Consider the following 26541-nt stretch of genomic DNA (forward strand, 5'->3'; position numbering starts at 1 on the left):
TGTGGGAGAGGGGCTGGGGGAGAGGGCAAGGCAACCACCCTCTCCCTAACCCTCTCCCGTAAACGGGAGAGGGGACGCCATACCGAACACCGAATGGCCATCCGAGCCTGCGTAGCACCTGACAACCCTTGTAAAGGACAGGAACACGACATGACCACCCTCAACAGCACCCCGCGCGCCGACGGCTTCCGCATGCCCGCCGAATGGGAACCGCACAGCCAGACCTGGATGGTCTGGCCCGAGCGCCCGGACAACTGGCGCCTGGGCGGCAAGCCGGCGCAGGCGGCGTTCACCGCCGTGGCCAAGGCGATAGCCGAGTTCGAGCCGGTGACGATCTGCGTCTCCGCCGGGCAGTACGAAAACGCCCGCGCGCGCCTCGACGGCAGCAACATCCGCCTGGTGGAAATCAGCACCGACGACGCCTGGGTGCGTGACACCGGTCCGACCTTCGTCACCAACGCCAGCGGCGAGGTGCGCGGCGTGGACTGGACCTTCAATGCCTGGGGCGGCTTCGATGGCGGTCTGTACTGGCCGTGGCACCGCGACGACCAGGTAGCCAGCAAGATCCTCGAGATCGAGCGCTGCGACCGCTACCGCACCGAGGGCTTCGTGCTGGAAGGCGGCTCCATCCATGTCGATGGCGAAGGCACCCTGATCACCACCGAGGAATGCCTGCTCAACAAAAACCGCAATCCGCACCTAAGCCGCGAGCAGATCGAGGCGATGCTGCGCGAACACCTAGCCATCGATACCGTGATCTGGCTGCCGGACGGCCTGTTCAACGACGAGACCGACGGCCACGTCGACAACTTCTGCTGCTACGTGCGCCCGGGCGAGGTGCTGCTGGCCTGGACCGACGACGTCAATGACCCCAACTACCCACGCTGCCAGGCGGCCATGCGCGTGTTGGAGAGCGCCCGCGACGCCAAGGGCCGCCAGTTGGTGGTGCACAAGATGCCGATCCCCGGCCCGATCCATGCCAGCGAGGAAGAATGCGCCGGCGTCGATGCCGCCGAAGGCACGCAGGAACGCGACCCGTCGATCCGTCTGGCCGGCTCCTACGTCAACTTCCTGATCGTCAACGGCGGCATCGTCGCGCCGAGCTTCGACGACGCCAAGGACGAAGAAGCCCGCGTCATCCTCCAGCGCGTATTCCCCGAGCACCGCGTGGTGATGGTGCCTGGCCGCGAGATCCTCCTCGGCGGCGGCAATATCCACTGCATCACCCAGCAGCAGCCGGCACCGCAGCACGGCTGATGGTCGTCCATAAAAAAGCCCGCCAGGTGGCGGGCTTTTTCACAGCACGGCGACTCAGGCCGTGGCCGGGCGCAGCGAGTAGGTCTTGAGCTGCTCGGCGAAGTCACGCAGCGACTGGATGCCACTGGCCTCGGCCTCGTGCACCCACTGCTTGATCGCTTCGAGCATGTCGTGGCCGTTGCTGCTGGTCTTGACCCAGATCTGCTGCAGGGCGATGCGCTTCTCGTAGATCACCTTGAGCGCCTGGCTCTGCTCCAGCATGGCGGCGATGCGCGCCTGGTGGCGCTCGTCGAGCAGGCTGGTCTCGCGCGACAGCAGGCGCTTGGCGCGGTGGAACAGGTGGCGGGCCGAAGCATCGGCCTTGGCCAGCTCCTGCTGCACCAGCGGCTTGATCACCAGCTTGCGGTACTGCGCCATGATCTGGAAACGGTTGTTGAGAATGGCCATGGCGGTGTCCATGTCCAGGCTGCGCTTGCCCTCGACGCGGTGGGCAATCGGTGCCACGCGCTGCACCTTGGCCATGCCGAGGAAGCTGAACAACTGAATCCAGGCCCAGCCCAGGTCGAACTCCCACTTCTTCACCGACAGCTTGGCGCTGTTCGGGTAGGTGTGGTGGTTGTTGTGCAGCTCCTCGCCGCCGATCAGGATGCCCCAGGGCACCAGGTTGGTGGCGGCGTCGCGGCACTCGAAGTTGCGGTAGCCGATGGCATGGCCGAGACCGTTGATCACGCCCGCCGCCCACACCGGGATCCACATCATCTGGATCGCCCACACGGTCATGCCGAGCACGCCGAACAGGGCCAGGTCGATGATCGCCATCAGGGTCACGCCGCCGATCGGGAAACGGCTGTAGAGGTTGCGCTCGATCCAGTCATCCGGGCAGTTCTTGCCGTAGATGCGCAGGGTTTCTTCGTTGCGCGCCTCTTCCTGGTACAGCTCGGCGCCCTTGCGCAGCACGGTACTCAGGCCCTTGATCACCGGGCTGTGCGGGTCATCGACGGTTTCGCACTTGGCGTGGTGCTTGCGGTGGATGGCGGTCCACTCGCGGGTGTTCTGGCCGGTGGTCAGCCACAGCCAGAAGCGGAAGAAGTGTTTGAGTGCCGGATGCAGCTCCAGCGCGCGGTGCGCGGAGTAGCGGTGCAGGTAGACGGTGACGCTGACGATGGTGATATGGGTCATCACCAGGGTGACTGCCACCAGTTGCCAGGGCGACAGATCGAGAAAACCGTTGTACCACATGTAGGGTGTAGCCTCGCGGGGAAGAGAACGACTGTAAACTCAGTCTCTCGGCATTATGCTCAAGCTGCGGGAGAAAGCCAGTGCGCCGTTAGACGAGAATGCACTGGATGCCGTCTTATCTATAATGTGCGGCAGTGCACACTCCCGATGCCATGGCTGACCCCTCTCTGATGATCTTTCGGCGCAACCCACTGCAGCTGACTCTGCTCTATTTGTCCATCGCATCCCTGTGGATTCTCTTCAGCGACGCGCTGTTGCTCGCCCTGGGCCTGGACCGTGACGCGCTGGCTCACTATCAGTCGCTCAAGGGCTTCCTCTTCGTCCTGGTCAGCGGCCTGGCCCTGTACTGCGCGCTGGCCCAGCACTGGCGCGAGCAGCACCTGGCGCGCGCAGCGCTGAAGGGCAGCGAGGAGCGCCTGGCCCTGGCCCTCGACTCGGCCCAGGAGGGCATGTGGGACTGGGACATGAAGAGCAACCGGGTGTTCTACTCGCGCCGTTACTGCGAGATGCTCGGCTACAGCCCAGAAGACTTCGGCACCGACCGCGAAGCCTGGCTATCGCGCCTGCACCCGGAAGACCGCCACCTCGCCGAAGAGCGCCTGCGCGCCCTGGTGGATGATCGCCCGCCCTACTACGAGGGCATCTTCCGCCTGCGCCATCGCAACGGCGACTACCGCTGGCTGTACGCCCGCGGCCAGTTGCTGCTGGACGAGGACGGCGAGCCGAGCCGCTTCATCGGCACCTCCAGCGACATCACCCAGCGCCGTGCCGACGAGGAGAGCCTGCGCCAGGCCGCCGTGGTGTTCGACAGCACCCTGGAAGGCGTGCTGGTCACCGACCGCGAGCTGAAGATCGTCCACGTAAACCCGGCCTTCAGCCGCATCACCGGCTATTCCAGCGACGAAGTGCTGGGCAAGGCGCCGAACATGTTCAAGTCCGGCCACCATGACCCGGACTTCTACCGCAGCCTGTGGCACGCCCTGGAGCAGCGCGGCTCCTGGAGCGGGGAAATCTGGAACCGGCGCAAGGGCGGCGACGTGTTCCCCATCTGGCAGTGCATCCGCAGCATCCATGACGAGAACGGCAACCTCAGCCATTACGTCGCGGTGTTTTCCGACATCAGCGCGATCAAGCACTCGCAGCAGGAGCTGGACTACCTGGCCCACCACGACCCGCTGACCAGCCTGCCCAACCGCCTGCTGTTCGGCGAACGCATCGACCAGGCGCTGCAGCGCGCGCGCCAGGACGGCCGGCGCGGCGCCCTGCTGCTGGTCGACCTGGACCACTTCAAGATCGTCAACGAGAGCCTCGGCCACAACACCGGCGACCAGTTGCTCAAGCTGATCGGCGAGCGCCTGCACAACGCTCTCGGCCAGGGCGTGACCCTGGCCCGCCTGGGCGGCGACGAATTCGGCCTGCTCAGCGGCGACTGTGCCCAGGCCGAACACGCTTCGCTGCTGGCGCAGCGCCTGCTCGACTGCCTCGAGCAGCCGTTCAGCATCGGAGACGAGACCCTGTTCGTCGGCGCCAGCATCGGCATCAGCCTGTTCCCCGACGACGGCGACAGCGTCGAGAAGCTGCTGCGCAATGCCGACTCGGCGCTGTTCCGCGCCAAGAGCAGCGGGCGCCAGACCTTCAGCTTCTACAGCCAGGAGATGACCGCCCAGGCACGTCAGCGCATCAAGCTGGAGGCCGAGCTGCGCGTGGCCCTGGAGCAGGAGCAGCTGCGCGTGCACTACCAGCCGATCCACCGCCTGGACGACGGCGCGATGCTCGGCGTCGAGGCGCTGGTGCGCTGGCAGCATCCGGAGCGCGGCCTGGTAGCGCCGGGCGAGTTCATCCCGGTGGCCGAAGACAGCGGCCTGATTGGCGCCATCGACGCCTGGGTGCTGGAACAGGCCTGCGCGCAGATGGTGCGCTGGCTGGCCGAAGGCCGTGCCCTGGAGTTCGTCGCGGTGAACGTCTCCAGCCGTCTGTTCGGACGCGGCGAGCTGGATCGCCGGGTCGAGCGCGTGCTGCGCCAGACCGGGCTGGCCGCCACTCACCTGGAGCTGGAAGTGACCGAAAGCGCGGTGATGGACAACCCCGAGCGCGCCCAGGAGCTGCTCGGCCATCTGCAAGGCCTGGGCGTGCGCCTGGCCATCGACGACTTCGGCACCGGCTATTCCTCGCTGGCCCGCCTCAAGCGCCTGCCGGTGCACAAGCTCAAGCTCGACCAGAGCTTCGTGCGCGGCCTGCCGCAGGACAGCGAGGATGCCGCGATTGCCCGCGCCGTGGTCAGCCTTGGCCAGAGCCTGGGCCTGCGCGTGCTGGCCGAAGGCATCGAGACCGCCGAGCAGGCGGCCTACCTGCGCGAGGCCGGCTGCAACCTCGGCCAGGGCTACTGGTTCGGCAGGCCACAACCGGCCGAGCAGCTGCTGGCGGTATCGGCGCCCGCCTGAGGGGCGCCGGCCTCAGAGCTTGGCGATCGACACCTCGGTGGATTTGACGAAAGCGATCACCTCGCTGCCCACCCGCAGCTCCAGCTCGCGCACGGAGCGGGTGGTGATCACCGAGGTGACGATGCCGGCGGCGGTCTGCACGTCGATCTCCGACAGCACGTCGCCGATCACGATCTCCTTGATGGTGCCCTTGAACTGGTTGCGTACGTTGATGGCTTTGATGGTCATGGTGTTGCTCCTTCATCTCTCAAGTAGCCCGGATGCAATCCGGGAATAGTGGGTACCGCTCCCGGATTGCATCCGGGTTATGGACTTGCTGCTCTTTTGCTGCTTACAGGGCCCAGCGCAATTGCGTGGGCAGGGGTGAAACGGGTTCGGGCTGCGGCGGCAGTTCGGGCAGCGCCAGCACCCGGTTGAGCACTTCGGCCTCCAGCGCGGCCAGGCGCGCCGAGCCGCGCTGACGCGGGCGTGGCAGGTCGACGGCCAGGTCGAGACCGATCTCGCCCTCCTCGATCAGGATCACCCGGTCGGCGACCGCCACCGCCTCGGCCACGTCGTGGGTCACCAGCAATACGGTGAAGCCGTGCTGCTGCCACAGGCGCTCGATCAGCTGCTGCATCTCGATGCGGGTCAGCGCATCCAGCGCGCCCAGCGGCTCGTCGAGCAGCAGCAGGCGCGGCTGATGGATCAGCGCGCGGGCCAGCGCCACGCGCTGCTTCTGCCCACCGGACAAGGCCGCCGGCCATTCCTGGGCGCGGTCGGCCAGGCCGACGGCGGCCAGTGCCTCGCGGGCTTTGGGCTGCCAGTCACCGGACAAGCCGAGGCCGACGTTGTCGATCACCCGCTTCCACGGCAGCAGGCGGGCGTCCTGGAACATCAGCCGGGTATCCTCGCGGGCGGAGGCCAGCGGGCCGTTGCCGGCCAGCAACTGGCCGACGCTGGGCTGATCGAGGCCCGCCAGCAGGCGCAGCAGGGTGCTCTTGCCGCAACCGCTGCGACCGACCACGGCGACGAACTGGCCGGCCGGGATGTGCAGATCGATGCCCTGCAGTACCTCGCGCTCACCGAACGCCTTGCGGATGCCTTCCACCGCCAGGGGAATGCCCTGGCGGATGCTGTGCAGGGCGGTCATCGCGCACCTGCCTTGGCCTGGTAGGCCGGGTGCCAGCGCAGCCAGGTGCGCTCGAGCAGACGGGCGGCCAGATCGGCCAGTTTGCCCAGCACCGCATAGAGCAGGATGGCCAGCACCACCACGTCGGTCTGCAGGAACTCGCGGGCGTTCATCGCCAGGTAGCCGATGCCGGCGCTGGCGGAAATGGTCTCGGCGACGATCAGGGTCAGCCACATGAAACCGAGGGCGAAGCGCACGCCGACCAGGATCGACGGCAGCGCGCCGGGCAGGATCACCTGCCAGAACAGGGCGAAGCCTTTCAGGCCGTAGCTGCGCGCCATTTCCACCAGCGCCGGATCGACGTTGCGGATGCCGTGGTAGGTGTTGAGGTAGATGGGGAACAGGGTGCCGAGGGCGACCAGGAAGATCTTCGCCGCCTCGTCGATACCGAACCACAGGATCACCAGCGGGATCAGCGCCAGGTGCGGCACGTTGCGGATCATCTGCACCGAGCTGTCGAGGAAACGCTCGCCCCAGTTGGACAGGCCGGTGATAAAGCCGAGCAGCAGGCCCAGGCCGCCGCCGATGGCGAAACCGATGGCGGCGCGCTGACCACTGATGGCCAGGTGGGTCCAGATCTCGCCGCTTTCCAGCAACGCCCAGCCGGCCGCGATGACCGCACTCGGCGCCGGCAGGATGCGGGTGGACAGCCAGCCGGCCACCACCGCGCCCTGCCAGATCGCCAGCAGGGCCACGGGCAGCGCCCAGGGCGCCAGGCGGCGGCCGATGTTGTGTAGCTTGTGCGTCGACATGCTCAACGCTCCTTAACTATGAGTGTGGACAACCACCCTCTCCCCCAGCCCCTCTCCCGCGAGCGGGAGAGGGGAGCCAAGCCAGTGCCGGCGAACTGGCGGGCAGCGCAGATATGCTCCCTCTCCCATTTATGGGAGAGGGCTGGGGAGAGGGTGCCTTTCAACTCGCCGCAGCCGCCTTGGGCAGAATGTCGCTGGAGATCATTTCGCCGAACGGGCTGACGTAGCCGCGCGACGCCGGGCGTTCCGGCTGGGCGATGTCCAGGTGCGGGAACAGCAGCTCGGCGACCCGATACGACTCCTCCAGGTGCGGGTAGCCGGAGAAGATGAAGGTGTCGATGCCAAGGTCGGCGTACTCCTTCACCCGCGCGGCCACGGTCGGGCCGTCGCCGACCAGCGCGGTGCCGGCGCCGCCACGCACCAGGCCGACTCCGGCCCAGAGGTTGGGGCTGACTTCCAGGTTGTCCTTCTTGCCGCCGTGCAGGGCGGCCATGCGCTGCTGGCCCACCGAGTCGAAACGCGCCAGGGAAGCCTGGGCACGGTCGATGGTGTCCTGATCCAGGTGACTGATCAGACGGTCGGCGGCGGCCCAGGCTTCCTCGTTGGTTTCGCGCACGATCACGTGCAGGCGGATGCCGAAGCGCACCTCGCGGCCCTGGGCCGCGGCTTTCGCGCGGACCTGGGCGATCTTCTCGGCCACCGCGGCCGGCGGCTCGCCCCAGGTCAGGTACAGCTCGACCTGCTCGGCGGCGAGGTCTTGGGCGGCCTCGGAGGAGCCACCGAAGTACAGCGGCGGGCGCGGCTGCTGGAGCGGCGGGTAGAGCAGCTTGGCGCCCTGCACCTGGATGTGCTTGCCGGCGTAGTCGACCGTCTCGCCCTCCAGCACGCGGTGCCAGATGCGGGTGAACTCGACGGAGGCCTCGTAGCGCTCCTCGTGGGACAGGTGCAGACCATCGCCGGCCAGCTCGTCCGGGTCGCCGCCGGTGACCAGGTTGAACAACGCGCGGCCGCCCGACAGACGATCCAGGGTCGCCGCCTGGCGCGCGGCCACGGTGGGCGAGATGATCCCAGGGCGCAGGGCGACCAGGAACTTCAGGTTCTGCGTCACCGGGATCAGCGAGGCGGCCACCAGCCAGGAGTCCTCGCAGGAACGCCCGGTGGGGATCAGCACGCCACCGAAGCCGAGGCGGTCGGCGGCCTGGGCGATCTGGGTGAGGTAGCCGTGGTCGACGGCGCGCGCGCCTTCGGCGGTGCCGAGGTACTTGCCGTCGCCGTGGGTGGGGAGGAACCAGAAAATATTCAGGCTCATGGAGTGGTCTCCTTGGTTTACTCCCCTCTCCCATTGGGAGAGGGGCGGGGGTGAGGGGAGAGAGCGCAGCGGTATGCCGACACCCTCATCCGGCGCTGCGCGCCACCTTCTCCCGAGGGGAGAAGGAAAAACCTACTGCTGGGCCACCTTGGCCGAGGCCGGCGGTCCATCTGGCCGAGTCCAGATCACGTCCTTGATGGTCAGGCGCTTGGGAATCAGCTTGAGGTCGCTGAAGGTGTCGGCGATCTGCTGCTGCGCCTCGACCACATCCGGGCTGATGAACTGCGCACCGTAGGCCTGGCGCTCGACCGCCGTGCGGGTGATTTCCGGGACCAGGCCCAGCAGCGGCGCGACCTGCTGGGTCGCCTCGGCGCTGTTCTGGCGAATCCAGCCACCGACCGAGCGAATCTCCTCGACCAGCACGCTGACCACTTCCGGGTGCTTCTCGGCGTAGGGCCTGGCGGCCAGGTAGAACTGGTGGTTGGCCACCAGGCCTTCGCCGTTGCGCAGGGTACGCGCCTGCAGCTGATGCTCGGCGGCGGCCTGGAAGGGGTCCCAGATCACCCAGGCATCAACGCTGCCACGCTCGAAGGCGGCGCGCGCATCGGCCGGCGGCAGGTACACGGGCTGGATGTCGCTGTACTTCAGGCCGGCGTCTTCCAGAGCGCGCACCAGCAGGTAATGCACGTTGGAGCCCTTGTTCAGGGCGATCTTCTTGCCCTTCAGCTCGCTCACCGACTTCAGCGACGAGTCCTTGGGCACCAGAATCGCCTCGCTGGTCGGCGCCGGCGGCTCATGCGCCACGTACAGCAGGTCGGCACCGGCGGCCTGGGCGAAGATCGGCGGCGCTTCGCCGGTGGTGCCGAAGTCGATCGAGCCGACGTTCAGCCCCTCGAGCAGCTGCGGGCCGCCGGGAAATTCGGTCCACTGCACCTCGATGCCCTGCTCGGCCAGGCGCTTCTCCAGCGAGCCCTTGGCCTTGAGCAGCACCAGGGTGCCGTACTTCTGATAGCCGATCCGCAGGGTCTCGGCCTGAGCTTGAGTTATGGCGCCGAAAGAAATGGCCGCGGCAAACAGGGCGACCAGGCTCCGACGCAAAGTGATAGTGCGCATGGCGCTCTCCTTTGCAATTCGTGATTTGGGTGTCGACCTGCTCGCCCGTTGGCGGGTGAGTAAGGAAGGGCGTTGCGTGTTTCGCGGGTTTCACCCGCGTCGGTTCAGATACTCCAGCGGGCGTTCACCAGCCGGTCGTTCAACAGCTGCGGGTCGATCGGCCGGGGCCGCCGCGCCAGGGCGGCGAGCAGCTGGTCCAGCGACTCGTCGAGACGCTCGCGCAGTTCGTCGTCGATGCGCGCGGGGAGGTCCCCTTCCGCATAGGCGATCTGCTTGTCCACGGCGAACAGGCCGGGGAGCATTTCCTGCGCCTTGAGCGCGGCCAGCACTGGCTTCAGCGCGTAGTCCACGGCCAGCAGGTGGGCCGGGCTGCCGCCGCTGGCCAGCGGCAACACCGCCTTGTGCGCCAGGGCGCGCTCCGGCAGCAGGTCGAGCAGTACCTTCAGCGCACCGGTGAACGACGCCTTGTACACCGGCGTCGCCACCACCAGGCCGTCGGCGCTGGCCACCGCTGCCTGCAGCTGCTGCACGGCGGGGCTGGCGAAGTCGGCGTGCAGCAGGGCCTCGGCCGGGAAATCACGCACGCGCAGCAGGCTGACCTCCAGACCGTGACCTTGCAGGTGCTGGCGGGCGTACTCCAGCAGCAGCTCGGTGCGCGAGCGCGCCGAGGGGCTGCCGGACAACAGAACCACGTGCATGGCGGCTCCTCAGCGGTTCGGCTGCGGGGTCAGACGCAGGTAAGGCTTCACCGCGCGATAGCCCCTGGGGAAACGCTGGGCGATTTCCGCCTCATCCTTCAGCGACGGCACGATCACCACCTCGTCGCCGTCCTGCCAGTTGGCCGGGGTGGCGACCTTGTGCTGGTCGGTCAGCTGCAGCGAGTCGATGACGCGCAGGATCTCGTGGAAGTTGCGCCCGGTGCTGGCCGGGTAGGTGATGATCAGGCGCACCTTCTTGTGCGGGTCGATGATGAACAGCGAGCGCACGGTCAGGGTGTCGTTGGCGTTGGGGTGGATCAGGTCGTACAGGCCGGAGACCTTGCGGTCGGCGTCGGCGATGATCGGGAAGTTGACCCGGGTTTTCTGCGTCTCGTTGATGTCGTCGATCCACTTCAGGTGCGAGTCCACCGGGTCCACGGAGAGGGCGATGACCTTGACGCCGCGCTGGGCGAAGTCGTCCTTCAGCTTGGCGGTGAAACCCAGCTCGGTGGTGCACACCGGGGTGAAATCGGCCGGGTGGGAGAACAGCACGCCCCAGCTGTCGCCCAGCCAGTCGTGGAAACGGATGCGGCCTTCGCTGGAGTCCTGCTCGAAATCGGGGGCGATGTCGCCCAGACGGATGCTCATGGTGTTGCTCCTTGGCGGTTCGTTGCGTGGGGCTCACTATGCTCAGGAACGAAATGGAATAAAAAGAATAAATAACGATTTATTTATTCCATAAAGAGATATGAGAATTCCAGCCAAAAGGCATAAGCATCTAATCAATTATTCTTTCAAAGAATAAAAATCCGCTTCTATAGTCGGCGTCGTTATCCGAATCCAAGGACGTCCGATGAAACGCCTACTGCCCCTCTCCCTGCTGGCCGCCGGCTTCGCCCTGGCCACTTCCGCCCAGGCGGCGACCCTGCTCAACGTCTCCTACGACGTGATGCGCGACTTCTACAAGGACTACAACGCCGCCTTCCAGAAGCACTGGCAGGCCGAAGGCGGCCAACCGCTGCAGATCCAGATGTCCCACGGCGGTTCGAGCAAGCAGGCACGGGCGGTGATCGACGGCCTGGCCGCCGATGTGATCACCATGAACATGGCCACCGACATCAACGCCCTCGCCGACCACGGTGGCCTGGTGCCGCAGGACTGGGCCGCGCGCCTGCCGGACAACAGCGCGCCCTTCACCTCCGCCACCGTGTTCATCGTGCGCAAGGGCAACCCCAAGGGCCTGCAGGACTGGCCGGACCTGCTCAAGGACGGCGTGCAGGTGGTGGTTCCCAACCCCAAGACCTCGGGCAACGGTCGCTACACCTACCTCTCCGCCTGGGGCTACGTGCTGCAGAACGGCGGTGACGAGGGCAAGGCCCGCGACTTCGTCGGCAAGCTGTTCAAGCAGGCGCCGGTGCTGGACACCGGCGGCCGCGCCGCCACCACCACCTTCATCCAGAACCAGATCGGCGACGTGCTGGTGACCTTCGAGAACGAGGCCGAGATGATCGCCCGCGAGTTCGGCCGCGGCAGCTTCGAAGTGATCTATCCGACTGTTTCCGCCGAAGCCGAGCCGCCGGTGGCAGTGGTCGACAGGGTGGTGGACAAGAAGGGCACCCGCGCCGAGGCCGAGGCCTACCTGAAGTATCTGTGGTCGGAGGAAGGCCAGCGCATCGCCGCCAACAACTACCTGCGGCCGCGCAACGAGAAGGTCCTCGCCGAATTCGCCGACCGCTTCCCCAAGGTCACCTTCTTCAACGTGAACCAGACCTTCGGCGACTGGCCGAGCATCCAGAAGACCCACTTCAACGATGGCGGCGTGTTCGACCAGATCTACACCGCGCAATGACCGCGCCCCCCTCTCCCAGGGGGAGAGGGGACTCTCACCCCGTCCGCCGCTGCATTCATGCCACCACCGGCTCGGAGCGTTTCAGGCCCATCAGCTCCAGCTCGATGAACAGCAGCACCAGCAGCGCCTGGCCGATGACGAAGATGTGGCCGAGCTGGCGCTGGAGACCTTCTTCCCGGCCGACGAGGCCAGCGCCGCGTATCTGCGCCAGCTGGCGCAGGGCTGACGGCTTGCAGGATGGCGAATCTGCCCCCATCTTGAGCAGCCCATCAGGAAAACGGACTGCACCATGCTCGAACTCGTCTCGGTCATCACCATCACCCTGCTCGCGGTGATCAGCCCCGGCGCCGACTTCGCCATGGTCAGCCGCAACAGCATGTTCCTCTCGCGCCGCGCCGGCCTGCTCACGGCGCTGGGCATCAGCCTCGGCGTGCTGGTGCACGTGACCTACTCGATGCTCGGCATCGGCCTGCTGATCTCGCAGTCGATCCTGCTGTTCAACCTGGTCAAGTTCGCCGGCGCCGCCTACCTGATCTGGCTCGGCATCGGCATGCTGCGCAGCCGCAAGCTCGATCCGCAGCAGGTAGTCGCCGCACCGCAATTGAGTGACTGGCAGGCGCTGCGCGTGGGCTTCCTGACCAACGCGCTGAACCCCAAGACCACGCTGTTCGTGGTCGCTCTGTTCACCCAGGTGATCAGCCCGGACACCGCCACCCTGACCCAGCTCGGCTACGGCCTGTTCATGTCCGCCGCCCACCTGTTCTGGTTCGCTCTGGTGGCCTACGGCCTGTCCTCGGAAGCGGCACGCGGCTTCGTCGCCCGCAGCCGGCACCTGATCGAGCGCGCCATCGGCGGTGTGCTGGTCGCCCTGGGGTTGGGCCTGGCAGCCTCGTCGTTGCAGCGCAGCTAAAAAAACCGGGCCATAGGGCCCGGAAATGCTTCCACCTTGAGGATCGTTTACAGCGTCAGCTCGGTCAGTGCCTCGCCGCGCAGGTAGGCCAGCTCCACCGCGCGGCGGTCGCGCGGGTGGGGCAGCGGCACGGCCAGTTCACGCTGGATGCGACTGGGGCTGCCGCCGAGGATCAACACCCGGTCGCTGAGATAGAAGGCCTCGTCGAGATCGTGGGTGACCAGCAGCAGGGCGATGCCATAGCGGTCCGCCAGGCCCACCACCAGGTCCTGCAGCTTCATGCGGGTGAAGGCGTCCACCGCACTGAACGGCTCATCCAGCAACAGCACCTGCGGACGCTGGTACAGGCCACGGGCGATGGCCACGCGCTGGGCCATGCCGCCGGAGAGCTGCTTGGGCAGCTTGCCGCCCTGGCCGGCCAGGCCGACATCCTCCAGCAGTTGCTCGATCCACTCGGCGTCGGCGCCACGGCCATCGGCGAAGCCGACGTTCTGCGCCACGTTCAGCCAGGGCATCAGCCGTGGCTCCTGAAACACCACGCCGATACCCGTGCCACCACCGAAATCCAGCAACGGGTTATGCGCCAGACCGCCCGTGAAATCCTGGTCGAGGCCAGCGGCGATGCGCAGCAGGGTACTCTTGCCGCAGCCGCTGGGGCCGAGCAGGCTGACGATCTCGCCCGGCGCCAGGCTCAGGTCGACGTCTTCCAGCACGCGCTGGCCGGCGAAGGCCTTGCGGATGCCGCGCAGTTCCAACAGTGCACTCATCTCAGCCCTCCCCGCCGACGAAGCTGTCGCGCCAGTGCAGCGCGCGGGTTTCCAGCCGTTTGAGCAGGCCGTCGCTGAGCTTGCCGAGCACGGCCAGCAGGAGGATGGCGGCGATCACCAGGTCCGGTCGCGAAGTCTCGCGGCCGTCGCTGAGCAGGTAGCCAAGGCCCTGGGTGGCGGCGATCAGTTCGGCGGCGACGAGGAACATCCAGCTCAGGCTGAGTGCCCCGCGCAGGCCGGTGAACAGGCTTGGCAGCGCCGCCGGCAGGAGGATGCGCCGGGTCAGCTCGACGCCGGACAGGCGATGCAGGCGGCCGACCTCGACCAGCTTGCGGTCGACATTGCGGATGCCGGCGAGCAGCGCCAGGTACACCGGGAAGAAGGCACCGAGGGCGATCAGCACCACCTTGGGCGTTTCGTCGATGCCCAGCCAGAGCAACAGCAGGGGCACCCAGGCCAGGCTGGGGATGGCGCGCAGGGCCTGGAAGGTCGGCTCCAGGTAGCTCTCGGCGCGGCGGCTGAGACCGACCCAGGCACCGATCAGCACGGCCAGCGCCGCGCCGATGGCGAAGCCGGCCGTGACCCGCGCCAGGCTGACGCCGATATGCCCCCACAGCTCACCGCCGGCGGCCAGCCACCAGAGGGTCTGGCCGACCTGGCTGGGTGCCGGCAGCTGGTGCGCTGGTATCCAGTCCAGGCGTACCAGCGCCTCCAGCAGCACCAGCACGGCCAGCGGCAGCACCAGTCCGCGCCAGTGGCCCAGCCATGGGCGCCGGACGATCAGCGCGGCGTCGCTGCCGACGCGCGCGCCGAGCAGGCTACTCGCGGGCATGGCTCACTACTCCGTCTTGGCCAGCGGCTGGCCGATCACGCCGGCGGCCAGTTGCGGACTGATCAGCTGGTCGACCACCGCGGCCACGTCGGTACCTGGGCGCACCAGCTGCTCGTCGAGCAGGATCGGCGCGGCGGCCTTCAGCGCGGCGACGTGCTCGGCACCCGGCTGCGGGTTGCTGAAGTCGGTGCGCGACAGCTGCAGCTTGGCCACTTCCAGCGGCAGCTTGGCTTCCCTGGCCAGCAGTTCGGCGGTCTGCTGCGGGTGGGCGAGGGTCCACTGGCGCGCCTCTTCATAGGCGGCGATGACCTTGCCGATCAGCTGCGGCTGCTCCTTGAGGAAGCTGTCGCTGACGTTGAGCACGCCGTAGCTGTTGAACTCGACGTTGCGGTAGAGCAGGCGCGAGCCGGCCTGCAGCTGGCTGGCGGCCAGGTGCGGATCGAGGCCGGACCAGGCGTCCACGTCGCCGCGCTCCAGGGCCACGCGGCCGTCCGGGTGCTGCAGGTGGACGATCTCCACGTCGCCCTTGCCCAGGCCGGCCGTGTTCAGGCTGCGCAGGAGGAACAGGTAGGGATCGGTGCCCTTGGTGGCGGCGATCTTCTTGCCCTTGAGGTCGGCCAGGCTCTTGATCGGCGAGTCCTTGGGCACGGCCAGGGCGGTCCATTCCGGACGGCTGGCGATGTACACGGTCTTCACCGGGCTGCCGTTGGCGCGACTGAGCACGGCGGCCAGGCCGGCGGTGGAGGCGAAGTCGATGCTGCCGCCGTTGAGGTATTCGAGAGAGCGGTTGCTGCCCTGGCTGAACACCCACTTCACGGCGATGCCATCGGCGGCCAGGCGTTTTTCCAGGATGCCCTGGTCTTTCAGCACCAGGCTGGTCGGCGCGTAGTAGGCGTAGTCGAGGCGGACTTCCTGGGGCGCGGCGGCCTGCGTGCCCAGCGGCAGGGTGGCGGCCAGCAGCGCGGCGAGCAGATAGCGGAGTTTGAAGCTTTTCATGGGGAATCTCCCTGGACTCTGGGTGAGACCTTCCCGGCCGATGGCGGCCGGGTCAGGAGAAAGGTGAAGCCTGGCCGGTCAGAGGATCGGCAGGCTGTAGCTGAGGATCAGACGGTTCTCGTCCTGGTCCGCCGCGCTGGTATTGCCGCGCAGCGTGGCGTTGCGCCAGGAGACGCCGAGCCCCTTGAGTGCGCCTTCCTGCAGCACGTAGTCGAGGCGGAAGTCGCGCTCCCATTCCTTCTGTTCGCCGGTGGCCGAGTCGATGTTGTCGCCGGACAGGTAGGTGATGGTGGCCTTCAGACCCGGCACGCCGACCTTGCTGAAGTCGTAGGCGTATTCGGCCAGCCAGGTGCGCTCGCCGGCGGAGAGGAACTTGCCGATCTGGCGGTCGGTAATCAGGTAGGCGGTGGCGCCGTCACCCTGGTTGAGGAAGGGGAAGTTGCTGTCGCCTTCGACCTGCTGATAGCCGGCACTCAACGCATGGCCGCCGAGGCTGTAGGTGAACAGGGCGCTCCAAGTGTCGTTGTCGACCTCGCCCTTGGTCACGCCGTTGCCGTAGTAACCGGTGCTGACGTAGCCGTCGGCACGGCCGCTGGCACTGCCGTTGGCGCCATCGGAGTCGCTGTGGAAGTAGCGCAGGTCGGACTTCAGCGCGCCGGGGCCGATGGCCCAGTTGTGGGTCAGGCCGAGGAAGTGCTGCTGATAGAAGTCTTCCAGGTTGCCGTAGTAGTACTGCGCCAGCAGGTCCTTGCTGATCTTGTAGTCGGCACCGGCGTAGTAGAACGTGTTGCTGAACTGGCCGGTCTCGGCATTGTTGGCGCCGCCGATGGACAGCCCCTCGGTGTTGCTCGAATTGCGCCCCTTGGCGTGTTCCAGCTGACCGCCGATCAGGGTCAGGTTGTCGATCTCGGCGGAGGTGATCTGGCCGCCCTCGAAGGTCTGCGGCAGCAGGCGACCGTCGTTGAAGGTGACCACCGGCAGCTTGGGCTGCAGGGTGCCGACACGCGCCTCGGTCTTGGAGATGCGCACCTTGCCGGTCAGGCCCAGGCTGCTGAAATCGTCCACCGCGCGGCCGTTCTCGTCGGTGGGGAACACCGTACCGCCGTACTTGCTGGAGTCCGGGTTGCCGTGGCGGCCCTTGCCGGAGTCCAGCTTCACGCCGAGCAGGCCGAGGGCGTCGACGCCGAAGCCGACGGTGCCTTCGGTGTAGCCGGAGATGTAGTTGAACTGGAAGCCCTGGCCCCATTCTTCCTGGGTGTTGGCGTCCGCGTTGCGGGTGTCCTGGTTGATGTAGAAATTGCGCAGGCCGAGGGTGGCCTTGCTGTCTTCGATGAAGCCGGCGGCGGACGCCTGCTGGGCGATCACGCCGAGGGCGACGGCCAGGGCCAGGGTGGACTTGTTCATGCTCGATGCTCCAGATGCTGTTCTTGGTCTAGTGCTGGGGCTCGAGTTGGCGGGGAGCCCCTGATTGATCGGGCTCGGTGCGGTGGTCCGCTGGCGGCTTGGCGGCCAATCTAGGGGATTTTCTTAATCCCTAAAAAGAATTGTTTTTCACTTTTATAAAACTAAAAAGAATAACTGACGATTCCAGCGCTGCGCATAAGCTAATGCCCAAAAAGTATTTGAGAGCTGCTTTTTAGATCGCTTAGCTTGATCGATACCGGACAACCGGACTTCCTGCCTTCACCCGAAGTTTCCCGTGTTCCGCCGCCTCGCCTGGCCGGGACACCCCACCACGAGGTCCGCCATGTCCCGCTTTCCCTTCTCCCGCCGCAGCCTGCTCGGCCTTGGCCTGAGCCTCGGCCTACTCGCCGCCCTGCCCGCCCAGGCCGAAACCCAGCTGCGCATCGGCTACCAGAAATCCTCCACCCTGATCAGCCTGCTGAAGAGCCAGGGCACCCTGGAACAAGCCCTGGCCGACCAGGACATCAGCGTCAGCTGGCACGAGTTCGCCAGCGGCCAGCCGCTGCTCGAGGCGCTCAACGTCGGCAATATCGACCTGTCCGCCGATGTCGCCGACACCGTGCCGGTGTTCGCCCAGGCCGCCGGCGCGCAACTGGCCTACTTCGCCCGCGAAACGCCGTCGCCGGCCGCCCAGGCAATCCTGGTGCGCGACGGCTCGCCGCTGCGCAACCTGGCCGACCTCAAGGGCAAGAAGGTGGCCGTGACCAAGGCCGCCGGCGCCCACTACCTGCTGATCGCCGCCCTGGCCAAGGCCAACCTGAAGTTCAGCGACATCCAGCCGGCCTACCTGACCCCGGCCGACGGCCGCGCCGCCTTCGAGAACGGCAAGGTCGACGCCTGGGTGATCTGGGAACCCTTCCTCAGCGCCGCCCAGCGCCAGCTGCCGACCCGCACTCTGGAGGGCAGCCAAGGCCTGGCCAGCTACCAGCGCTACTACCTGACCAGCAGCCGCTTCGCCGCCGCGCACCCGCAGGTACTGCAGACCGTGTACCGCGAACTGGCCGAGGCCGGCGACTGGCTGCGCGCCAACCCGGCCGAAGCGGCGCGGATTCTCGGCCCGCTGTGGGGCAACCTCGACCCGGCCATCGTCGAGCAGGCCAATGGCCGGCGCAGCTACCAGGTGCGCCCGGTGCAGCCGGACGGCCTGGGCGAGCAACAGAAAATCGCCGATGCCTTCTTCGCCGAAGGCCTGCTGCCCAGGGCCGTCGACACCCGCGCCGTGGCCACCTGGCAGCCGGAGGCCGAACATGTCCAGTGAAGCCCGCTATCTGCACCCGCAGGCCGAGCCACTGCTGGATGCGCGGCTGTTCCCCGCCGACTTCGGCAACCTCACCGCCAAGGTCGAACGCCTGGCGCGCAAGCTGGCCGAGAGCGCGGTGGAACGCGACCGCCGTGGCGGCCATGCGCGTGCCGAGCGCGAGCTGATCCGCGACAGCGGCCTGCTGAACCTGGCCATCCCGCAGCGTTTCGATGGCGCGGAGCGGCCCTGGCCGGAGATCTACCGCATCGTCCGCCACCTGGCCGCCGCCGACAGTTCGCTGGCCCACCTGTTCGCCTTCAACCACCTGCAGGTGGCCACCGTCCTGCTGCACGGCAGCGCCGAACAACAGCGCCACTGGCTGACCCGCGCGGCACGCGAGCGCTGGTTCTGGGGCAACGCCAGCAATGGCCGCGACCTCGGCCTGCAGCTGCAGGCGCGCGAGGAGCACTTCGAACTGAACGGGCGCAAGTCGTTCTGCTCCGGCGCCCTCGGTGCCGACGCACTGGTGGTCAGCGCGCCGCGCACTGGCAGCGCCAGCGAGCGGGTGTTCCTGGTGCTGCCGGCGCAGCGCGAGGGCCTGGCGATCAACGACGACTGGGATGCCTTCGGCCAGCGCCAGACCGACAGCGGCACGGTGCAGTTCGAGAATGTCTTCGTCGACCGCGACGAGCTGCTGCTCTCCGGCGGCCACAGCCCGCGCAGCAGCCTGCGGGTGTGCGTGTCGCAGCTGATCCTCACCCAGCTCTACCTGGGCAACGCCCAGGCCGCACTGGACGGCGCCCTGCGCTACGTGCGCGAGCAGGCGCGGCCCTGGGCCGGCGCAGGGGTCGAGGCCGCGGTCGAAGATCCCTTTATCCAGAAACGCTTCGGCGAGCTCTGGCTGCTCTACCGCGGTGCCCTGCTGCTCGCCGAGAACGCCGCCGAGCGCCTGCAGCGGGCTTGGGACAAGCCGGCACTGGGCGCGGCCGAGCGTGGCGAGCTGGCATTGCTGATCGCCGAGACGCGGGTCGCCTCGGCCCGCGCGGCGCTGGAGATCAGCAGCCAGGTATTCGAGGCCATGGGCGCGCGCGCCAGCGCCTCGCGCTACGGCTTCGACCGTTTCTGGCGCAACGTGCGGGTGCACAGCCTGCATGACCCGCTGGACTACAAGGTGCGTGACATCGGCCAGTGGCTGACCCGCGGCGTGGCACCGACGCCTTCGCTGTACTCCTGAGCGGGCAGACCGGCGCGGCGGCACTTTGTCCGCGCCGGGGGCAGACTTTTCCGAGTGACTGTGTAGAATCCCGCGCCCGAAAAAAGCAGGAGTCACTCGATTGGTCATCCACTACTTCACCGCGCCAGAGAGCGTTGCATGCGGGCGCACCGGCGCGAACCTGAACGGCAGCCAGGAGCTGGCCGAAGTATCGTGCAAGCTGTGCCTGCGCTCTGCCGACAAGAAAGTCAGCGAGCCCGTGCGCAAGACCCCGAGCCTGGCCGAGCTGCGCGCTGCCGCCAAGGCGGAGAAGGCCGCGCAGGCCGTAGCCGCCGCCAGCCAACCGGCCGCCCGGGTAGCCCGCGGCGAGTGGCAGCAGCGCCTGGCGCAGCTGCCGGGACGCAACCGCCTGCCGCGCGGCATGGCGCGCTAAAGGCGCTGGAGCCCCGTGGCGCGGCCACGGGGCATGGCCGCTAGCGGCGCACCAGCGGTGGTGTGCGCGGCGGCACCTGGCGCTTGCTGCCGGTGGCCTCGAAGGCCGCGGCCAGGCTCAGCAGCTGGTTGTCGTCATAGGCACGACCGGCGAAGGTCAGCCCCACCGGCATGCCGATATCGGCCATCACACCCATCGGCACGGTGACGGTCGGCACGCCCAGGTGGCGGATGGCCAGGTTGCCGTTGGCCACCCAGATGCCGTTGCTCCAGGCGATATCGGCGGACTGCGGATTCACGTCGGCATCCGCCGGGCCCACGTCGGCGACGGTGGGGAACAGCACGGCGTCCAGGCTCTGCTGCGTCATCCATTCCTCCAGGTCGAGCTTGCGGGTCTGCTCCAGACCACGCAGGCCGTCCGCCAGGGTCTCGATCTGGTCCCAGGTCTTGAGGCCGCGCTTGGCCATGTTGACGTACTCGTCCATGCCGGCTGCCAGGTCGTCCTCGCGGTTGGGCAGGGTGCCCGGGTCGTGCGGGAAGATCTGCGGTCCGTCGACATCCGCCAGCCGGTTCAGCCTGGGGTCGCCATTGGCGCGCAGGAAGTCGTCGAACGCCCAGCCCGACAGCTCCCACAGCTCGTCATGGAGGAACTCCGGGCTGACGATGCCGCGGTTGAACACGGTCGGCGCGCCGGGGCGGTCGCCCTCGCAGTAGGATACCAGCGGGAAGTCCACTTCGATGACTTCCGCACCAGCCGCTTCCAGGGCCTTGCGCGCCGCATCCCAGAGGGCGATGACCGAGGCGCGGGTGTGGATGCGCTGGCCAGTCGGCCCGCCGATGCCGGGCTTCTCGCTGGTCCCGGCCAGTTCGTCCTTGTTGATGTACATGCGCGGCACGCCCAGGCGCTTGCCCTTGAGCACGGCCGTGCCCTGGGCCAGCGCCGGGTAGGACGCCGGGCGCACCTCGGACGGTTTGGGGATCGGCACCCAGGGCTGCAGGCGCCAGAGGTCGCCACGCGTGTCCGCATCATCGGCCACCACCAGGTCGAGCACTTCCAGCAGGTCGGCCATGGTCCGCGCATAGGGCACCACCACGTCCATGGTCGGCGTCAGCGGCCAGTTGCCGCGCACCGAGATCACCCCGCGCGACGGCGTGTAGGCGCACAGGCCGTTGTTCGAAGCCGGCCCACGGCCGCTGGACCAGGTTTCCTCGGCCAGGCCGAAGGCGGCGAAGCTGGCGGCGGTAGCAGTGCCGGCGCCATTGGACGAGCCGGAGGCGAAGGGCGCGGTCAGGTACTGCTCGTTGTACGGACTTTCGGCACGGCCATAGACGCCGCGCTGCATGCCGCCGTTGGCCATGGGCGGCATATTGGTCTTGCCCAGGCAGATGGCACCGGCGGCGCGCAGGCGCTCGATGGTGAAGGCGTCGCGCTGGGCCACCAGGTCCTTGAAGGCCGGGCTGCCGGAAGCGGCGGTAAGGCCCTTGACCAGGTAGCTGTCCTTGGCCGTGTAGGGAATGCCATCCAGCGGGCCGAGAGTCTCGCCACGGGCGCGCCGAGCGTCGGACGCCGCGGCCTCCTGCAGCGCCTCGGGGTTGCGCACCACCACGGCATTCAGGCGGGTGGCGCTGTCGGGGCCGTCGTAGGCATCGATCCGGGCCAGATAGGCCTCGACCAGTTCGACCGCGGTGGTGCGGCCGGATTCGAGCGCGGCACGCAGCTCGGCAATGGAAACCTCGGTTACCTCGATCATCTTGTCCCCGCTGGAGGCTTTGGTGCACGGCGGATGCCTGGGCATGCCGAGCTTTGGAATTGGAGCGTCAATTATGTCGAACAGATGGTCGATTATGTCAAACACTTCTGTCTGACCCGCATCGCCCACTGCAGGACGCCGGCAGCGCACCCGGCGCTGCGCCGGGTGCGCCACGCCGCACTCAGATGCGGAAGCTGCCCACCAGGTGCTGCAGGCGCGCGGCCTGCTGCTCCAGATCACCGCAGGCACGTAGGGTCGCCTGCAGATTCTCCACACCTTCCTGGTTGAGGGTGTTGATTTCGTTGATGTCCATGTTCAGCGCCTCGACCACCGCGGTCTGCTCCTCGGTGGCGGTGGCCACCGACTGGTTCATGCCGTCGATCTCGCCGATGCGCTGGGTCACGCTGCCCAGGCGCTCGCCTGCTTGGTTGGCGATCTCCACGCTCTGCGCGCTGTAGTGCTGGCTCTCGCTCATGGTGGTGACCGACTCGCGGGCGCCGACCTGCAGCTCCTCGATCATCTTCTGGATTTCCTGCGCTGACTCCTGGGTGCGGTGCGCCAGGCTGCGCACCTCGTCCGCCACCACGGCGAAACCGCGCCCGGCCTCGCCAGCCCGCGCTGCCTCAATGGCGGCGTTGAGCGCCAGCAGGTTGGTCTGCGCGGAGATGCTCTTGATCACTTCGAGGATCTGGCCGATGTCCACGGTCTTGCTGTTGAGCAGCTCGATGTTGCTGCTGGAGGCGCTGATCTTCTCCGACAGCTCGTTCATCGCGGCGATGGTCTTGCGCAGCACCTGGCCGCCCTCCTCGGCCAGATGGCGGGCGTCGGAAGCCTGGTGCGAGGCATCGGCGGCGTTGCGCGCGATCTCCTGGGCGGCGGCGCCCAGTTCGTTGATCGCCGCGGCCACGCTGTTGGTGCGGCTGGCCTGCTCGTCGGAATTGACCATCGACGAGTTGGAGGCGCTGACCACCAGCTTGGCCACTTCGTTGAGCTGCTGGGTGGCCGAGGACACCTCGCGGATCGAGCCGTGGATACGCTCGACGAACTGGTTGAAGGAAGTTGCCAGCTCGCCGAACTCGTCCTGGCTCTGCACCTGCAGGCGCTTGGTCAGGTCGCCCTCGCCCTGGGCGATGTCACGCATGGCCTTGCCCATCAGCAGCAGCGGCTGCATCAGCACGCGGATCAGCATGCCCAGCAGCAGTACGGTGGCGGTCACCGCGATGAGGGTGGCGACCACCGCCGAGGTGCGGAACTCGTCGAGGGCGGCGAAGGCGGAATCCTGGTCCAGCACCAGCGCCACGTACCAGTTGGCCGAGGGCAGGCCCTGCAGCGGGGTGAAGGCGATGAACTGGGTCTTGCCGTCCACTTCGACTTCGCTGACCCCGGCCTGCACGCGTGGGGTGTCCTGCGGGTACAGCGCCTGGATGTCCTTGAGCGTGTAGTTGCTGTCCGGGTGTAGCAGCACCTTGCCCTGCGCACTGACCAGGAAGGCATGGCCATGACCCTGGAACTTCAGCGAGCCGAGCAGCTGGGCGATGCTCTCCAGGTCCATGTCGGCGCCGGCCACGCCGACCATCTGGCCGTCACGGCGTACCGGAGTGGCGATGGTGATCACCAGCTTCTTCGACGAGGCGGCGATATAGGGTTCGGTCAGCACGCTGGCCTGCGCCGCGCTGGCGACCTGGTACCAGCCGCGCACGCGCGGGTCGTAGTCGGCCGGACGGTTGCCCGCCGGCACCGAGGTCATGGCGCCGTCGGCGCCGCCGAAGTAGCTGAGCTGGAAGCGCTGGCCATACACCGGCAGGTTTAGCGCCGCTTCCAGCGCAGGGCCCTGCTGGCCATTGGCGGAGAGCTGCTGGGCCAGCGACTCGACCAGCTGGATGCGCCCGTCCAGCCAGGTCTTGATATTGCGGGTGGCGAGATCGCCGACCTCCTGCAGCGCCGCATGCACGTCGGCATTCAGGGCTTGGCGCTGGCGATAGTCGTTGAACAGCACGAACAGGGTGAAGGCGACAATAGTCACCAGAGAGGCGGCCAGCAGGATCTTCTGGCTGAACTTCAGGTTGGCGGGCATCGCAGGATATCCATGCAGGTTTGCTGGCGGCCGCACCGGCTCGTGACCGACGCGGATCATGGTGCGGGCTGCCGAAGGCCGAGCCCGTACCGCGGCTGCCGAGGTAACGGCGGGCCGCGCGCCCTATACGGAGGTGAAAGGGGCGCTGCGCGGCGGGCGAGGAACGCACGCCGCATAATGAATTATCGCCATTCTGCGGCGCGCTGCAGCACCAGCGTTAGCCGGATTTGCGGCAAAGATGTGCAGCTTTGGGCCGATGGCGCTGCTAGCGCTATAACAGCTCGCGCAGCTGCGCGCGCTGCGCCGGATCGAGGCGGTCGATCAGCCGCTGCAGATCCGGTGTCGGCAGGTTGAGGTGCTGCGGCAGGATCTCCTCACCGCTGCTGACCAGCAGGGCAAAGTGCACGACGTTCTCCAGCTCGCGGGTGTTGCCATGCCAGGGGTGGTCTTCCAGCGCCGCCTGGGCGGCTGCGCCGATCTGCGGGATGGCCAGGCCCAGGCGCTGGGCATAGATGCCGAGGAAGTACTCGGCCAGCGGCAGGATGTCGGCGGGGCGTTCGCGCAGCGCCGGCAACTCCAGGCGCCCCTCGTCCAGGTAGTGGTACAGGCGCGCGTCGAACTTGCCGGCGGCCACCGCCTGGGCCAGGTCGATGCTGGTGGCGGCCACCAGGCGCACATCGACCGGTACCGCCTGCTGGCTGCCGACGCGCTGTACCTCGCGGGTCTGCAGCGCGGCCAGCAGCTTTTCCTGCAAGACCAGCGGCAGGTCGGCGATCTCGTCCAGGTAGAGGGTGCCGGCGTTGGCCGAGCCGAACCAGCCGGCGCGACTGCTGGCGGCGCCGGCATAGGCCGCGGCGACGTGACCGAACAGCTCGGCCTCACCCCAGCGCGGGCTGATCGCGGCGCAGCTGACGGCAACGAACAGGCCGCCGCGCTCGCTCTCGCGGTGGATATGCCGGGCCAGCAGCTCCTTGCCGGTGCCGGTCTCGCCGACGATCAGCACCGGCAGGTCGGCGCCGGCCAGCGCATTGGCCTGCTCGCGCAGCTGGCGCGAACGCGGGTCGACGAACACCAGCGCCTTGGCGCGAATGCTCAGCGGGCTTTTCTCGGCATCGCCGAAGGTCAGCAGGGCTTGCTGGGGGAACTCGGGGCGGCTCATTGCAGGTTCTCTGGTCGAGGCGAGCCGCCGCCAGGCAACGGCTCAGAAAGGAATGGGCGGGATACGGCGCACTCGGGGGGTGGCCAGCGGGCTCATGCGCGCAGGCGCTCCAGCTGTTCGATCTGCCGCTGCAGGCGGTACAGGTAGGCGAAGCCCTGCTCCCAGCGCTGATGCCCGGACTTCACGTTGATGTGCCCGGCACCGGGCAGGATCGCCGCCTGGCTGCCCCAGTCGCGGGCCAGCTGCAGGGCACGCGCGGCGCTGGCGGCGTGGTCGTTGTCGGAGCCCACCAGCAGGCTGGGGAAAGGCAGCAGCTCGCGGGAAATGGGGGCGAAACCCTGCAGGGCCTCGGGGCAGTTGGTGCGCTCGACATCGGCCGGCGCCACCAGCAGGGCACCGCGCACCTTGCGCAGCGAGGCCAGCGGCGCCTGGGCCGCCCAGCGCGCCACGGTGATGCAGCCGAGGCTATGGGCCACCAGAATCAGCGGGCTACGGGCGGCAGCCACCTGCCGCTCGAGAGCGGCGACCCAGCTGTGCGGATCGGGGTTGTGCCAGTCCGCCTGCTCCACCCGGCTGGCGTTCGGCAGGCTGCGCTGCCAGTGGCTCTGCCAGTGGTCGTCCGGCGAGCTCTGCCATCCCGGCAGGATCAGGTAGTGAGTGGTTTGACTGGCCATGGGCGGGGCCTCCTCGAATACGTTTCGAGGGCCAGTCTAGGCAGGATGGGATCAGCAATGAAGGAATAAGAATTTATTTGCTTATTCCATTAAGAGCTATCAACTCAGGACGATGCAGTCCTTGCCCTGGCGCTTGGCCTGGTACATGGCCGCATCGGCGCGCGCGTAGAGATCGTCCAGCACATCGCCTTCGCCCAGCATGGTGATGCCCTGGCTGATGGTCACGCCGAAGCTCTCGCCATCGTTGGCGAACTGCAGGCGCTGTACTTCGCGCTGCAGGCGCTCGGCCACCTGGCGCGCCTGCTCGGCATCGCAGTTGGGAAACAGCGCCGCGAACTCCTCGCCGCCGATGCGCCCGAACAGGTCGTCGCGACGCAGCACATAGGCACCGCAGTGGGCCACCCGCTGCAGCACGCGGTCGCCGACCTGGTGGCCATGGCCGTCGTTGATCTTCTTGAAATCGTCGATATCGAGCAGCAGGAACGACAGCGGACTGCCGCTGCTGCGCGCCTCGGCGAACAGCACCTCGGCGCACTCGAAGAAGTGCCGGCGATTGCTCGCGCCGGTCAGCACGTCACGGGTAGCCAGGCGATGCAGCTCGCTCTGCAGGGCCTTCTTCTCGGTGATGTCCTCGGCAATGCCGACGATCAGCGACTGGCCGCCGAACAGCTTGGACGGGCTGACGAAACACTTGTCGCTGAGCCAGCGCACCTCACCATCGCCGCGGATGATGCGGTACTCGCGCTGCTCCACCGAACCCAGCTCATGCACCGAGGCCAGGCTGCGGGCGGCGTACTCCATGTCGTCCGGGTAGATGCTGTTGAGCCACTCGTTGTAGTCGGCCAGCAGCAGCGCGGCGCTGCGGCCGAAGATCTGCTCGTAGGCGGGGCTGACGTAGACCACCCGCTGCTGCTCCCAGTCGAACGCCCAGAGCACGGCATTCAGGCCGCCCAGCAGGCTGCTCACCAGCAGCTCGCGCTCACGCAGGCGCTCGACCTCGCCCCGGCTGTGCAACAGCGCCAGGGTCAGGGTCTCCAGCTCGCTGGGAGCCTGGTCGTTGTCGTCCATCGGACGCCGCCTCATGACATTCATGAGCCAAGACTATGGCCCGGCGGCCGCCCTGGCGATGCTGGCACCAGCGGGTTGTGACGAGCGGCAGAATTTTCGACTCAACAGTCAGGAAGCGGGAACCGGCAGCAG

The 26541-nt window shown here is 67.5% G+C and carries 25 protein-coding genes; 7 read left to right on the forward strand and 18 right to left on the reverse strand.

What is annotated here, in order from left to right:
* Positions 1-150 precede the first annotated feature (150 nt).
* Positions 151-1257, forward strand: coding sequence for an agmatine deiminase (gene aguA, locus PA6_RS01555; protein WP_021699103.1), 1107 nt, complete (start codon positions 151-153; stop codon positions 1255-1257).
* Positions 1258-1311: 54 nt separating this feature from the next.
* On the opposite strand, the gene desA is transcribed toward aguA, so the two are convergent.
* Entirely contained in the window at positions 1312-2496 is a 1185-nt protein-coding gene (gene desA / locus PA6_RS01560; RefSeq protein WP_021699104.1) for a delta-9 fatty acid desaturase DesA, read from the reverse strand.
* A 152-nt stretch (positions 2497-2648) separates the two neighbouring features.
* On the opposite strand from desA, the gene dibA reads away from it, so the two are divergent.
* The gene (dibA, locus tag PA6_RS01565) at positions 2649-4937 is read left to right on the forward strand and encodes a phosphodiesterase DibA (RefSeq protein ID WP_370453035.1); all 2289 of its coding nucleotides are present in this window, start codon (positions 2649-2651) and stop codon (positions 4935-4937) included.
* A gap of 12 nt (positions 4938-4949) precedes the next feature.
* Here the strand turns inward: dibA and PA6_RS01570 are convergent, their stop codons facing one another.
* From PA6_RS01570 to PA6_RS01600, 7 genes are all read right to left on the reverse strand, one after another.
* Positions 4950-5165: a TOBE domain-containing protein gene (locus tag PA6_RS01570; RefSeq protein ID WP_021699106.1), complete on the reverse strand. Its 216-nt coding sequence runs from the start codon at positions 5163-5165 to the stop codon at positions 4950-4952.
* A 103-nt stretch (positions 5166-5268) separates the two neighbouring features.
* Complete coding sequence (ssuB, locus tag PA6_RS01575) at positions 5269-6069, reverse strand: aliphatic sulfonates ABC transporter ATP-binding protein (RefSeq protein ID WP_021699107.1); 801 nt, start codon at positions 6067-6069, stop codon at positions 5269-5271.
* Entirely contained in the window at positions 6066-6860 is a 795-nt protein-coding gene (ssuC, locus tag PA6_RS01580) for an aliphatic sulfonate ABC transporter permease SsuC (protein ID WP_021699108.1), read from the reverse strand. The genes ssuB and ssuC overlap by 4 nt, the downstream gene beginning before the upstream one ends.
* A 160-nt stretch (positions 6861-7020) precedes the next feature.
* The gene (gene ssuD, locus PA6_RS01585) at positions 7021-8169 is read right to left on the reverse strand and encodes an FMNH2-dependent alkanesulfonate monooxygenase (protein WP_021699109.1); all 1149 of its coding nucleotides are present in this window, start codon (positions 8167-8169) and stop codon (positions 7021-7023) included.
* A gap of 132 nt (positions 8170-8301) precedes the next feature.
* Entirely contained in the window at positions 8302-9282 is a 981-nt protein-coding gene (locus PA6_RS01590; protein WP_021699110.1) for a sulfonate ABC transporter substrate-binding protein, read from the reverse strand.
* Between the two features lie 104 nt (positions 9283-9386).
* Positions 9387-9980 (reverse strand): NADPH-dependent FMN reductase, encoded by a 594-nt coding sequence (ssuE, locus tag PA6_RS01595; protein WP_021699111.1) that lies wholly within the window; start codon positions 9978-9980, stop codon positions 9387-9389.
* A 9-nt stretch (positions 9981-9989) separates the two neighbouring features.
* Positions 9990-10628 (reverse strand): peroxiredoxin, encoded by a 639-nt coding sequence (locus tag PA6_RS01600; RefSeq protein WP_021699112.1) that lies wholly within the window; start codon positions 10626-10628, stop codon positions 9990-9992.
* A 205-nt stretch (positions 10629-10833) separates the two neighbouring features.
* Between PA6_RS01600 and PA6_RS01605 the strand changes: the two genes are divergently transcribed.
* Positions 10834-11829, forward strand: coding sequence for a sulfate ABC transporter substrate-binding protein (locus PA6_RS01605; protein ID WP_021699113.1), 996 nt, complete (start codon positions 10834-10836; stop codon positions 11827-11829).
* A gap of 55 nt (positions 11830-11884) precedes the next feature.
* On the opposite strand, the gene PA6_RS01610 is transcribed toward PA6_RS01605, so the two are convergent.
* Entirely contained in the window at positions 11885-12085 is a 201-nt protein-coding gene (locus PA6_RS01610; protein WP_021699114.1) for a hypothetical protein, read from the reverse strand.
* 33 nt (positions 12086-12118) lie between these two features.
* Here PA6_RS01610 and PA6_RS01615 point away from each other — a divergent pair, with 33 nt between their 5' ends.
* Entirely contained in the window at positions 12119-12739 is a 621-nt protein-coding gene (locus PA6_RS01615; RefSeq protein ID WP_021699115.1) for a LysE family transporter, read from the forward strand.
* 47 nt (positions 12740-12786) lie between these two features.
* Here the strand turns inward: PA6_RS01615 and PA6_RS01620 are convergent, their stop codons facing one another.
* The 4 genes from PA6_RS01620 to PA6_RS01635 form a co-directional block, all read right to left on the reverse strand.
* Positions 12787-13506 carry an ABC transporter ATP-binding protein gene (locus tag PA6_RS01620; protein WP_021699116.1) on the reverse strand — a complete coding sequence of 240 codons (720 nt, stop codon included), beginning with the start codon at positions 13504-13506 and terminating at the stop codon, positions 12787-12789.
* A gap of 1 nt (position 13507) precedes the next feature.
* Complete coding sequence (locus tag PA6_RS01625) at positions 13508-14338, reverse strand: ABC transporter permease (RefSeq protein ID WP_021699117.1); 831 nt, start codon at positions 14336-14338, stop codon at positions 13508-13510.
* A gap of 6 nt (positions 14339-14344) precedes the next feature.
* A complete protein-coding gene (locus PA6_RS01630; RefSeq protein WP_021699118.1) occupies positions 14345-15334 on the reverse strand; it encodes an aliphatic sulfonate ABC transporter substrate-binding protein in 990 nt (329 codons plus the stop codon).
* Between the two features lie 78 nt (positions 15335-15412).
* Positions 15413-16738 (reverse strand): OprD family porin, encoded by a 1326-nt coding sequence (locus tag PA6_RS01635; RefSeq protein ID WP_021699119.1) that lies wholly within the window; start codon positions 16736-16738, stop codon positions 15413-15415.
* Between the two features lie 343 nt (positions 16739-17081).
* Here PA6_RS01635 and PA6_RS01640 point away from each other — a divergent pair, with 343 nt between their 5' ends.
* The 3 genes from PA6_RS01640 to PA6_RS01650 all read left to right on the forward strand — a co-directional run bounded on the left by PA6_RS01640 (position 17082) and on the right by PA6_RS01650 (position 19684).
* Positions 17082-18056, forward strand: coding sequence for an aliphatic sulfonate ABC transporter substrate-binding protein (locus PA6_RS01640; protein WP_021699120.1), 975 nt, complete (start codon positions 17082-17084; stop codon positions 18054-18056).
* The gene (locus PA6_RS01645) at positions 18046-19272 is read left to right on the forward strand and encodes an acyl-CoA dehydrogenase family protein (protein ID WP_021699121.1); all 1227 of its coding nucleotides are present in this window, start codon (positions 18046-18048) and stop codon (positions 19270-19272) included. The genes PA6_RS01640 and PA6_RS01645 overlap by 11 nt, the downstream gene beginning before the upstream one ends.
* Before the next feature lie 100 nt (positions 19273-19372).
* Entirely contained in the window at positions 19373-19684 is a 312-nt protein-coding gene (locus tag PA6_RS01650) for a hypothetical protein (RefSeq protein ID WP_021699122.1), read from the forward strand.
* Positions 19685-19724: 40 nt separating this feature from the next.
* Here PA6_RS01650 and PA6_RS01655 read toward each other — a convergent pair whose 3' ends face one another.
* The 5 genes from PA6_RS01655 to PA6_RS01675 all read right to left on the reverse strand — a co-directional run bounded on the left by PA6_RS01655 (position 19725) and on the right by PA6_RS01675 (position 26409).
* A complete protein-coding gene (locus PA6_RS01655; RefSeq protein WP_021699123.1) occupies positions 19725-21434 on the reverse strand; it encodes an amidase in 1710 nt (569 codons plus the stop codon).
* Between the two features lie 181 nt (positions 21435-21615).
* Positions 21616-23508 (reverse strand): methyl-accepting chemotaxis protein, encoded by a 1893-nt coding sequence (locus PA6_RS24725; protein WP_021699124.1) that lies wholly within the window; start codon positions 23506-23508, stop codon positions 21616-21618.
* A gap of 271 nt (positions 23509-23779) precedes the next feature.
* Complete coding sequence (locus PA6_RS01665; RefSeq protein WP_021699125.1) at positions 23780-24667, reverse strand: sigma 54-interacting transcriptional regulator; 888 nt, start codon at positions 24665-24667, stop codon at positions 23780-23782.
* 92 nt (positions 24668-24759) lie between these two features.
* Positions 24760-25341 carry an RBBP9/YdeN family alpha/beta hydrolase gene (locus PA6_RS01670; RefSeq protein ID WP_021699126.1) on the reverse strand — a complete coding sequence of 194 codons (582 nt, stop codon included), beginning with the start codon at positions 25339-25341 and terminating at the stop codon, positions 24760-24762.
* Positions 25342-25440: 99 nt separating this feature from the next.
* Positions 25441-26409: a GGDEF domain-containing protein gene (locus PA6_RS01675; RefSeq protein ID WP_021699127.1), complete on the reverse strand. Its 969-nt coding sequence runs from the start codon at positions 26407-26409 to the stop codon at positions 25441-25443.
* Positions 26410-26541: the final 132 nt, after the last annotated feature.

This window comes from Aquipseudomonas alcaligenes NBRC 14159, assembly GCF_000467105.1.
Taxonomy (GTDB): domain Bacteria; phylum Pseudomonadota; class Gammaproteobacteria; order Pseudomonadales; family Pseudomonadaceae; genus Aquipseudomonas; species Aquipseudomonas alcaligenes.